Raw genomic sequence first — 12,144 nt, 5'->3', positions numbered from 1 at the left:
TTTGCTAATCAGCACCTGATTTTTAAGCTATTTGTTCTCTAAAAAAGAATCTTAGAAATTTAATTCAAATAAATCAACTTGATTATGATTACCTTTTATATCTAGATCTAATTTAATATCGCTTAATTTAATACTAGGGTTTTTACTAATGATTGAAATTATTGTTTTTAAATTTCTCACTAACAATTCCACTGAACTTCGTTTGAAGAGTTTTGTGCAGTATTCAAAACTCCCTCTTAATTCATTTTGACCTACATGTATGAATAATGTTAAATCAAACCTTGATACTGTATGCACTTGTTCAAGGGATTTTAAATTTAGACTACTTTTGTTTTTTTCTATATAGTCAACATTTTCAATGGCTAACATCGTATCAAATAGTGGATTGCGGTTCTTCACTTTTTTTACATCTACTTTTTCGACTAATCTTTCATAAAGATAGTCTTGGTTCTCAAAAGCATCTAGTGTTGTTTCCTTTACTGCATTCAAGTAGTGAATAAACGTTTTTTCAAAGCTTAGGCGATTTCGGATTACCAGAGTATTTACAAACATACCTATTATTCCTTCTATGTCAGTATGGTTTCTCCCTGATACTGGAGTTCCAACTGAGATATCTTTTAGACCAGTATATTTTGATAATAAAATAGTATATGCTGCCAATAACACCATATACAATGTGCTGCCAGTTTGTTCTGCTATTCTGTTTAATCCCCTATACAAATCATTGTCTATTTTAAAATTTACTAAAGAACCTTCATAACTTCTTTTAATCGGTCTTTCATAGTCGGTTGGCATATCTACTAATGGTATGTCATCTGTAAATACTTTTAGCCAATAGTCCTCATTTCTTTTCATTTTTTCACTATCTTGTAATTCTAGTTGCCATGCCACATAATCTTTGTATTGAATACGAAGTTCTGGTAACTGTTTGCCTTCATACAAATCAAATAGTTCTTTCATGAAAATGTTTATTGATGTACCATCTGAAATTATATGATGCATATCAATCATCAAAATATGGCACTCACTATTGATTTTTAATAATTTAACTCTCATTAAAGGTGCTTTCGTTAAGTCAAATTCATATAAAAAGTCACTTTGGTTTTTCTTTAAATCCTCAAAGGTTGCTTGTATAGATTTAATAGAAAAATCTATATTTTTCTGTATGAACTGCTTAGGTTCACCGTTAATCATTTTAAAACTTGTACGAAGCGAGTCGTGGCGTTCAATTAATCTCTTAAAAGCAGATTCAAGATTCTTAATGTTTAATTCCCCATCTATTTGAACGGAATGAGGCATATTATAAGTTAATTCATTGCCCACCATGTGACTCAAAATATACATTCTTTTTTGCGCTGAAGATACAGGATAATAATCTTTCTCTTCTATAACTGGGATAAAATCATGGCTCTCAACACTACTTTTTTCTATAATTTTCGCTAAATGCTCTATTGTTGAACCCCTGAATATTTCCTTAATGGATATATCTACTTTTAGCTCTTTGTTAATATTCACCACTGCATTTGTTGCTCTAAGAGAATCACCTCCAACCTCAAAGAAATTATCTTTGACACCTACTCGACTTAATCCTAAAACCTTCTGCCAAATTTCAGTTAATGTTTCCTCGACTGGATTACGAGGTGCTACATATTCAGTACCCGTTTGAAGTTCTTCTTCAGGTTTAGGAAGAAGTTTACGATCAATTTTTCCGTTCGGTGTTAATGGCATCTGTTTCAGTTGTACTAAATAGGACGGAATCATATAATGAGGTAACAGTTCTGACAACTGTTCTTTCATTTCATTGATTAGATATGAACACGTTGCCACAAAATAGGCGCAGAGTGCTTTTTCCCCATTATCTTGCTCTTTTGGAATGACAATGGCCTCTTGCACACCTTTTATGTTTAATAAGGCCATTTCTATCTCACCAATTTCTATACGGTAGCCTCTTATTTTCACTTGGTGATCCATCCGACCTAGATATTCAATGTTCCCATTCGGCAGCCAACGGGCTAAGTCACCTGTTCGATACATCCGTTCTCCTGAAACATATGGGCTTTCTAGGAACTTCTCAGCTGTTACGTCTGGGCAATTTAAGTATCCCCGGGCTACTCCATCGCCTGCCACTACTAATTCACCCCATACTCCAATAGGCTGTAAATTCAGAGAACGATCCAATATATACACTTTGGAGTTAGCGATTGGTTTTCCAATTGGCACTGATCCTTCCTGTTCACCTTGTATAGCGAATGTGGTGGAAAATGTAGTGTTTTCTGTGGGTCCATAGCCATTAATCAATTTTAATCTTGGATTATTGCGTTTTATCTTATTAACATGAGTTACTGATAATACATCACCACCTATAATTAATGTCTCTAAGTGCTCAAATAAATGAATATTTTGTGCTGTTAGTTGATTAAATAAAGGCGATGTTAACCACATCGTATTGATATGATAACGCTCTATTAATTCTTTCAAATTAACCACGTCTAATATTTGTTTATTTTTCGTCAAATAAAGCTGACCACCATTTAGAAGGGGCCCCCATATCTCAAATGTAGAGGCATCAAAGACCATGTTTCCAGTTTGAAGTATGCGTGTCTCTTCATCTAACGTCACATAATTTGTCTGTTTAACCAAACGTATGACGTTTCGGTGTTCTACCATGACTCCTTTTGGTTTACCCGTTGTGCCAGATGTATAAAGTACATAGGCCAAATGGGTTGGACTGACGGATTTCTCCATATTGGTTCCATCTTGATGATAACTAGACTGTTCATCTAAATTGAATATCTTCAATCCTTGTGATTGTATATTTCTCTGTAAATGACTTTGACTTAATACTATTTCCACTCCAGCGTCATTTAACATATATTGAACCCGCTCTTTTGGATAGTCGGGATCAATCGGGATATAGGCTCCACCTGCCTTGAGAATGCCGAGTACCCCAACAATCATATCTAAAGAACTTTCAGCCATAATACCAACTAAATGATCAGGTCCTATTCCCTCCGCCTCTAATGTTCGGGCTAATTGATTCGCCTTTTTATTTAGTTCTTTGTATGTTTGGTATTTATCATCACATACTACCGCTATTTGGTCAGGCGTACGCTTCACCTGTTCTTCGAACAATTCTTGAATGACTTGGTTTCTCGGATAATTAGTTCTCGTGTTGTTGAATTTTTCAAGAATTACATTTTTTTCATCTTTTGATATAAAGGAAATGCTTTTAATTTCTTCATTTTGATGTTCTGTTATATATTTTATAATTTTTCGAAAACTTTTGATTAAAGTTTCCATTTCATCATCATTAAAAATATATTTTCTATAGTCAAAATTAATAATTAGATGATCTTCTTCTAATTTTTCTACTATATGAATAGTTAAATCATTTGCTTCATCACCACAAAACTGGTCTTCAAAATCAACTTTCTGTCCATTTAACTCAAAAGTTTTAAACGGCCTGTATTCCATAGCTATCTCAAAAAGTCGATGTAAGTTTGGTATATTCTGTTTTTGCCTTATCTCTTGAATTAATTCATTATAGGGGTATCTTTGATGGCGCATATTTTTTGATGTTTGAATAAAAAGTCGTTTTAAAAAAGAAATTATTGTTTCATCGGAATCTAATAACATTCGTGATGCTACTGTACTTGTAAACATTCCTATTGTGTTTTTTTCTCTTTTTGTTACCCTATTCGAATAATTTGTTCCAATAACTATATCCTGACTATTTGTAGTCTTATTTATGTATATATATAGGATTGCTTGAAAAAATGTAAAAAGATTAACTCTGGATTCTTTACACAAATTCTTAATACTTCTTAAAGTTTCACCTTCTATTATGAGTGTTTTTCGATTTGCTGCTGTACTAGTAGTAAGAGGATTATAAAGATTTGTTTTTAGATTTTCCGGCAAATGTCGAAAGGTTTCTAACCAGTAATTTTGATCTATTTCATATCGTTCAGACTCTTTATATTCTATTTCATCATGTATGTAGTCAATATAAGAAGGGGTGTGATGTTCTTTTATAGCAGCTTTCTGTTCTAAACGCTCATAATTATCAAGAATTTGTTTAAATAAATTTTCCATAGAAACACCGTCAGAAATAACATGATGAATTTTCGCAGTGTAACCGTATTCATTATCACTAACTTTAAAAATTAAAAAATCAAATAGTTCTGAATTAATTAATTCCAAAGGTTCTAAGTTATATGCTTTTAATTGGTCGAATGACTTAAACCGACTATTAGGATCATCAAAGTCTATAAAATCAATATTCCGATACTTATAATCTGCTATTAATTGTTTTGTTTCATTCTCTATCTTGATTAACCTAATTCGCAATGCATCGTTTGTTTTAATTACATTATTAATCGACTTCTCTAACAAATCTTTATTAATACGAGTACGAATTTTAATCTTTATTATTCCTGAAAGAAGGCACAATGCGGTATTGGGATATAGTATCTCTGTGTTCCATATTCTTTGCTGTGCATCAGTTAACGGATACGATTGATATTCTCCTAGGCTCATTTTTATCTCCTTTATTTTTTATTGACAACCATTGAACAAAAAGATCTTCATCTAATTTTGATCGTGAATAACAGACTAAAAAGATATTCAATAGAATTAATCTCTTATGTCAGTTCCTTAACAAGAGCTGAGCTTGTACTACCAGATAAATCATTTGCAGTTATTAAGACTTTTTTAATATCTTTTAATAAATAGTTTTGGTCTTTTTTGCTTTGTATTGCGTTTATTGATGAAACTAATTGAAAAATCCCTGCGGCGCCACTGGTTTCTCCTATTGTATCCTTAATCCTTATTATTGGTTTTTTTGGAAACATTTCATTCAATGCGCTTATTTCTATACTGTCTAACTTTCGCAATCCGTTCGCTCCTGAGATTATTAAATCTATATTTTCATTGTATTCAGCACCCTTTTTTAGGGTAGCATCCATACACCTAATACACCCCTTTATTTTATCTTCTCTACTATCAGTTGAAGTAAAGCTCGAATGCCAAGATACGATTTCACCTAAAATGGTTGCTCCTCGTTTAACTGCATTTTCATAACGCTCCAATACAACAGCTGCTGAACCTTCACCAGGAACAACACCTTTACTATCATAATGAACCCCCTTACCTTTTTCTTCCGCATCCTCATCAGATAATAACCCTGCGGCTTTATAAAACCATTCTATCTCTTCGTTCCACTCTTCTGTTCCACCAACAACGACTGTATCAGCATTATTTTTTTTTAGCATATTTACTGCATAGCCTAGAGCATCTAATCCAGCGCACCACCCAGAAGCTATTGTTGTATTAAAGGCTTTAGATTGTAAACGAATAGCTAAATGCGATGCTGGTGAATTGGCCACTGTATTAGGAGCCTGCATAGGACTAACAAAATTTGGTCCTTCATTAATAGATGTTCTATCAAACTGACAACTCATTTTCAATCCACTATAATTAGTACTGACAACTATACCTAATCTATCTGATATTGTCGTTTTTATATCAATCTGAGAATTTTCAAGTGCTATTATAGCCGCTACTGACAAATATAATGATGCGGGTTGCATAAATTTCAACCCCTTATTTCCTAGAAATTTAGTAGCTTCTAAATAATTTATCTGAACAACTCTTGGGTTTTCTATATAACCTGAACTAGTTGAAGTACTAGATGTAGTACTATTTTGAATAGCAGCCCATAATGCTTTATTGTCTACACCAAAAGCTGAAACAGTACCCAAACCAGTAACTACAATACGTTGTTTATCTTGATACACTAGTTAGATGCTCCTTTCAAAACAATCGTAGAAATATTGCCTCCGAAAGCAAAGGCATTACTTATTGCAACATTGACGGGTTGACGAATAGCCCTATTAGGCACTATGTTTTTAACACATTGTTGATCAATTTCTGTAACATTCATTGTTGGAGGTAGGATTGAATGGTATATAGCTAAAGTAGAGGCAACTGCTTCAATTGCACTTGAAGCTCCCATGGAATGACCCAGCATGGATTTTATAGAACTAACTGGAATTGAATCTGCTTGTTCTTCGAATACGGAATAGATCGCTAAAGACTCACTACTATCATTTGCTTTTGTACCAGTTCCATGAGCACTAATATAGGAAACATCTTTTTTATTCACTTGAGCGTTTTTTATTGCTCTTTCCATTGCTAACGCTGCTCCTGCACCTTCTGGATGAGGTGATGTAATATGGTATGCATCACTGGATAGACCATACCCTGCAAGTTCGGCATAAATTGTAGCCCCCCGTTGCTTTGCTTTTTCCATATCTTCTAGTACTAAGCTTGCTGCCCCTTCACTAACAATCATACCGGTTCGATCTTTGTTAAACGGTTGACAAAGATTTCGAGTCATTGCCCCTAGTCTATGAAAGACGGTATAACAAAATCTCGATATTCCATCTGATCCACCCACAATAATTGCATCTACTTCACCTTCTTGAATTAAATCGGCACCATAACTTATTGCATTATTCCCAGAGGTACAAGCGGTGGATATAGTTAGACTAGGACCTTCAATTCCTAATTCAGCAGAAACGGAGTTAGCAACATTAGTTAATGAAGAGTTCAATATGTAATCAGGTTGCACATTAATTTCTTGATTATTGTTTTGTATATCATGAATATGTTCTAAGATAGAGCTATTACCAAGTGAACTCCCCATACACACACCAATACGATGTTTTGAATAGGTACTTTTCAAAGTCCCAGCATCACTCCACGCCATACATGAAGAAGCTACAGCTAACCGTGAGGTCCTTCCCAATACTTCTGGATCTAACTCCTGTATAAAAGTGGTTGGATCCATATTAGTGACTTCTCCTCCACAATTGATGTTGAATAGTGATGTATCAAAAGATGTAATCTTGCTTGTACCTATCTCACCATTTATCAACGCATTCCAAAAATCTCCCTTACCAGAACCAATTGGAGATAGGACACCTAATCCGGTGATCGCTACACGACTTTTCATTCGAATCACCCTCTTTAAATAAATTTATTTATTTTCTATTAACTCTTGTACAGCACTATGCATTGTGTTTAGGTCCGTAAATCTAGGAATATAATCTTCCGTTATTGTGATTTTAAATTTTTTTTCTACACGGACTAAAATTTCAATTATCATCATTGAATCTATACCTAGTTCTTCAATAAAATTAGCATCATCTTCAAAAGTATCTTCCTCAATAACTTCGGATATAATGTTCTTTAACACTTCTTTACTGTCTTGGATAATCAATTTAAAACCTCCATAATTAATTTATAGTGTTTCTTTGTATTATTTAAAAAAGAGATTCAGTTTAACCAATAGAAAAAACAAATAATAAGTCTATTCTAAAGAGAAAGTCCACCATCAATTGTAAGAATACTACCAGTTATATAATTAGAAACCAATAAAAAACAAATCGCATCAGCAACTTCAGAAGGAACTCCAGCTCTCCCTAAAGGAATATCATTTAAGAGTTTGTCTTTGTCACTTTCAGCTATTGAATCCCACATACCTGTCTCTATTCTTCCCGGGGCAACTGCATTTACAGTTACATCATAACGTGCTACTTCCTTTGCCAACGTTTTAACAAAACCCATTTGTCCTGCTTTTGTAGCTGAATAGTTTGTTTGTCCTTCAAAGCTTTTAAACGCACTTACTGAACTGACACAAACAATTCTTCCATGATTTTGTTTGATAAAATCAAAAATTGCAGCTCTTGCATAATTAATTGTTCCATTTAAATTAGTTTGTATTACATTCTCCCAATCTTCTTCTTTCATTAAATAAAAAGGCTTATTTTTAGCAACACCTGCATTAATTACTATTCCATGCAATTTATTAAATCGTTCTTTCACCTTTAGAATTGTTTCTTTTGCTTGCGAGAAGTTTCTAGCATCTGCTTGAACCGCAAAGATTTTATCTTTATCGCCTAACTCTTCACAAATTTCTTCCGCTAGACTTTTATTGGTATTGTAAGTAAAAGCAACATTTGCTCCTAATTCGATAAGAGCTTTAACAGTCGCTTTTCCAATTCCACGAGTTCCACCTGTCACTAAATACGCTTTATCTTTTAACATTAAATACCTCCTTAAACTAAAAACCTCAATACTATTACAAAATTATCAAGTTAATAAATATATCAAATATTTTTACTAATCCGCTGAAGCTCTCTCCTACGTACTTTACCTGCAGAAGTTTTTGGTAGAACCTCTCTGATCACAATTTTTCTTGGTATTTTAAAAGCAGATAATCTTTGATTACAAAATTGAAAAATTTCTTCCTCAGATACAGTTTTATTTGTTACTACAAAAGCAACGGGAATTTCTCCTCTTTTAATATCAAGTTTTCCTACTACAACAGCCTCCGTTATAGCTGGATGATTATTTAAAACACTTTCCACCTCATAAGGGTTAACCTTTTTCCCATTAACGTTAATTGTTATATTTACTCTTCCCGCTATAATCAACTCACAATTTCCATTTAAATATGCTAAATCTCCAGTTCTCCACCAACCATTTTCTATTGAGAAAGATCCGCCGTCTATACCTTCTACATTCAAATAACCAACAGCAAGAGATGAACTTTTTATAAGCATTTCACTTACTCTTCTACCATTCTCCTCAATAATATTATTTTCATCAAATTTTACCTTAACACCTTCTAAAAGCTGTCCAACATTATCGGAAGAATCTTCAGCATTTCGACTTTTTTGTAAAGATATTGCTCCCGCTTCAGATGAGCCATATATATTATGTATATTTAAATTCAATCTTTCTCTACAAGATTGTAAAAGTTCCTTTGACAAAGGAGCGGTGGACGATAAAGCAAAGCGGATATTATTAAATGGTGGCTCAACATGTTCTACTAACAAACGATAATGAAAAGGCAAAGCCATTAATACAGTACACGATAATTGACGGGCTCTATTTTCTATAGTCGAAGGCAGTACGTATGCCCCCTGAAAAGAAACACTACATCCACTTAAAAAGGTGGCAAAGCACCCGCATATTAAACCAAATGCATGATAAACTGGAGCAGCACAGAATACACGATCAGAGGAAAATATCCCAAGAGAAGTTCCTATTCTCACGCCATCCCCAACAATACTATCTATTGTTTTCACAACTCCAGATGGCATTTTTGTAGAACCCGATGTTAAAAGAACGAGGTAACTTTGTTCATCCTCGGCGATGATATATTCACTCCAACAACTTGAAGCTAATCCAGTATATACAAGTGAATATTTATCAAGAAAACATTTTATAACATCTTCTCCTTTGATTTTCGTAGATTTCGAAAAGTTTGTCGGATGCAATTCATAACAGGTTTGATACATACTCATTATTTTTTTCATTTCTGTATCTTTTAAATTTGGATCAACTAACATTACAGGGATCTTCAAGGAACTTGCAGCAACTACTATTGCCCAGATAACTTCGTTTTGTTCAAGAACAATAGCCAAAGGTGTTTGAGATGTCAAACCAGATTTTTTTAACTGTTTTTTAAGCTTCATTACTTCTAGCACAAATTCTTCATAGGTAATTATTCTATGTTCAGTTAAAATTGCAGGCGCATGAGGATTTACCTTTGCTACCTTTTTAATTGATTCAAATAACATGAGCAAGAACCACTTCCTTTAAATGAATTAAAAACTATTCCGAATAATACCTATCTCATTAATTAACTATAAAAACCAAAAACAGGAAAAAAATCACAGTTTAATTTTGAGTGTATTCTACTTTAATCTATTAATCATACATTTAATACTAACACTTTTTTAAAAAATTACAACAAAAATCCATTTTTGTTATTTTAAATATTAAATGTTTATTTGTAACTAATTCGTTATATTTTATTCATTTGCACTTATATTTGTAAATGATATATAATTAATGTTAAACCTAAAAACAAAATCAACTAAAAAGCACAATGGTTCTTTTGATTATAAAAAAGTATTTAGTGACCTGAGTGATAAAGTTTGTTTCATTTTTGGATAAATATCTGTCTGCTTTAAAAAAGAAGAAAATACGCAAAATAAAAGAAACATTTTATACTTATAATGAAGTTAATCATTATCCGCTTGTTCAGCTAATGGAATATAAACAAATTTGTTTACTTGAGGAGGAATAAATATTAAAGTCTTCTGTTTAGGATATGCTGGCTCCTCTAAAACCGTTTTTAGAGATTGGATCAAAAAGATACACGATATTGAGTTTATCCCCCTAGAGTATAAAGGTCGGGGTACAAGATTAAATGAATTTAATTATGCCAATTTTAACGAAGCAATAGATGACATATGCAGGATAATTAAAAAAGATCAAGGCAATAGCCCATACGCAATATTCGGCCATAGCATGGGTGGTTATATAGCCTATGAATTGTTTTATAAACTTAGCAAATTTAATATACAGCTCCCTAAACACCTTTTCTTAAGCGGAATAAATCCGCCTATGCTTAGGAAAGAAACCAATATATCTCATTTAGATGATGACAGATTTTTAGAAGAAGTTATTAAACTCGGGGGTATATCAAAAACCTTACTTTCACATAGGGATATATTAAATGTCTTCCTCCCTACATTAAAGAATGATTTCAAAATTGTTGAAGAATATAAATACGAAGATAAAAAACAGAAAGTTAATTGTAATATGACGATTATTTTGGGCACTGAAGATACTCTTACTCAAGAATATAATAGGGTATGGAGTGATTTATGTAAAAAAGATATTGAGTTTTATAAATTAACAGGTAATCACTTCTTTTTACATAAAAAAACAAAAACATTACAAGATATTATTATTCATAACATTTATTTATAAACAGATTCTATGATAATCATAAATAAAATTTATTTATTCTTAATAAATTAATATAATTTCAAGACAGATATAGGTTAGGTTAACTCACTTTCTACCTTCCTTGTAATAATATCTGGCTATGTTAAATATACATTATTTCGTTTCAATTAGGATAAACACATTTAAATATAGTATAAAGAAAGGGAAGATGAGAATAATGCAAACTGAAGACTTACAAATAGAAAAAAAAAAGAACTTAAACAATATATTAGGGAAGACAATCAAATCTGGTATTATTAAATCGAATTTAATTCCTATGTTTGCTGGATTAACATTGGCTATATATACATATCACTTTAGTTTAATTGAAAAAATTCCTGAAATGTTATTTTCTTTAATAGGATCTGCTTTGGTCATAGGAGCAGCTGGATCTTTTAATAACTTATATGATCGTGATATTGATGCCATTATGAATCGAACTAAAAACAGACCCACCGTTACTGGAGAAATTAAACCCAAAACTGTTTTATGGCTTGGAATTTTCATGTCTTTTTTTGGAATTTTAATACTTTCCTTAGCTACTCCTCTAGCAGCTATTCTGGGGTTTATAGGATTATTTTTATATATTGTACCCTATACAATGGTAAGTAAGCGAAGAACAATATATAATACTGAAATCGGAAGTATTTCTGGCGCTATGCCTCCTCTTATTGGATGGGCTTCTATATATCCAGATATCCGACATCCTGCTATCATGGGACTTTTTATAATCTCTATAATTTGGCAAATGCCACATTTTTACTCGATAGCTATACGAAAACATGAAGAGTACAAGGAGGCAAAAATTCCTATGCTTCCCGTTATCAAAGGAGTTAAAAGAACATATTTACAGACTAATATTTATTTAATTTTTTTAATTGCGTCGAGCTTTCTTTTTATGACTTTAAGCTTTGGACTTACCTCGGTAGCTCTCCTTCTAAATGTTACCTGGTTAATTTTAAGCGTTTACGGTTATAAAAAAATGGATTCAAAACAATGGGCAAAAACAATGTTCATATACTCTCTATTACATATGACTATTTTATTTACAACAGTAATCATATACTCTTTAGCGGGTACTATTTTCCAACTATAACCTCTTTTTTTACAATCCTAATGTTATCACAATAACCTAGTGATTGACCCTATTTAAACAACTAATATAGGCAAGCCAAAATAACTTTTACTCTTTATGTCTCTTTATAAAGTGTTGATAAACAACTTATCTTTAAAAATAAGTTGTTTTATTTTTTCTTAAGAGCTTCTAAATATAGG

At 32.3% G+C, this 12,144-nt stretch carries 8 protein-coding genes; 2 read left to right on the top strand and 6 right to left on the bottom strand.

The window, feature by feature from the left end:
- Nucleotides 1-51 precede the first annotated feature (51 nt).
- From ACIQCE_RS14520 to ACIQCE_RS14495, 6 genes are all read right to left on the bottom strand, one after another.
- Complete coding sequence (locus tag ACIQCE_RS14520; protein ID WP_400495608.1) at nt 52-4,536, bottom strand: amino acid adenylation domain-containing protein; 4,485 nt, start codon at nt 4,534-4,536, stop codon at nt 52-54.
- A gap of 104 nt (nt 4,537-4,640) precedes the next feature.
- Entirely contained in the window at nt 4,641-5,795 is a 1,155-nt protein-coding gene (locus ACIQCE_RS14515) for a beta-ketoacyl synthase N-terminal-like domain-containing protein (RefSeq protein ID WP_400495607.1), read from the bottom strand.
- Complete coding sequence (locus ACIQCE_RS14510; protein WP_400495606.1) at nt 5,795-7,015, bottom strand: beta-ketoacyl-[acyl-carrier-protein] synthase family protein; 1,221 nt, start codon at nt 7,013-7,015, stop codon at nt 5,795-5,797. The genes ACIQCE_RS14515 and ACIQCE_RS14510 overlap by 1 nt, the downstream gene beginning before the upstream one ends.
- Nucleotides 7,016-7,039: 24 nt before the next feature.
- Nucleotides 7,040-7,282: an acyl carrier protein gene (locus ACIQCE_RS14505; protein ID WP_051683455.1), complete on the bottom strand. Its 243-nt coding sequence runs from the start codon at nt 7,280-7,282 to the stop codon at nt 7,040-7,042.
- Nucleotides 7,283-7,377: 95 nt separating this feature from the next.
- Nucleotides 7,378-8,109, bottom strand: coding sequence for a 3-oxoacyl-ACP reductase family protein (locus tag ACIQCE_RS14500; RefSeq protein WP_400495605.1), 732 nt, complete (start codon nt 8,107-8,109; stop codon nt 7,378-7,380).
- A 62-nt stretch (nt 8,110-8,171) separates the two neighbouring features.
- Nucleotides 8,172-9,650, bottom strand: a complete 1,479-nt coding sequence (locus ACIQCE_RS14495) for a class I adenylate-forming enzyme family protein (protein WP_400495604.1) — start codon at nt 9,648-9,650, stop codon at nt 8,172-8,174.
- Nucleotides 9,651-10,158: 508 nt separating this feature from the next.
- Between ACIQCE_RS14495 and ACIQCE_RS14490 the strand changes: the two genes are divergently transcribed.
- Together ACIQCE_RS14490 and cyoE are read left to right on the top strand one after the other, a co-directional pair.
- Nucleotides 10,159-10,851, top strand: a complete 693-nt coding sequence (locus ACIQCE_RS14490; RefSeq protein ID WP_400495694.1) for a thioesterase II family protein — start codon at nt 10,159-10,161, stop codon at nt 10,849-10,851.
- Between the two features lie 196 nt (nt 10,852-11,047).
- Nucleotides 11,048-11,965, top strand: a complete 918-nt coding sequence (gene cyoE, locus ACIQCE_RS14485) for a heme o synthase (protein ID WP_400495603.1) — start codon at nt 11,048-11,050, stop codon at nt 11,963-11,965.
- Nucleotides 11,966-12,144 lie beyond the last annotated feature (179 nt).

Source organism: Bacillus sp. NPDC093026, from assembly GCF_044754665.1.
Taxonomy (GTDB): domain Bacteria; phylum Bacillota; class Bacilli; order Bacillales; family Bacillaceae; genus Bacillus; species Bacillus maqinnsis.
Note: the sequence above shows the minus strand (reverse complement) of the source record. Positions and strands in the feature narration are given on the sequence as shown.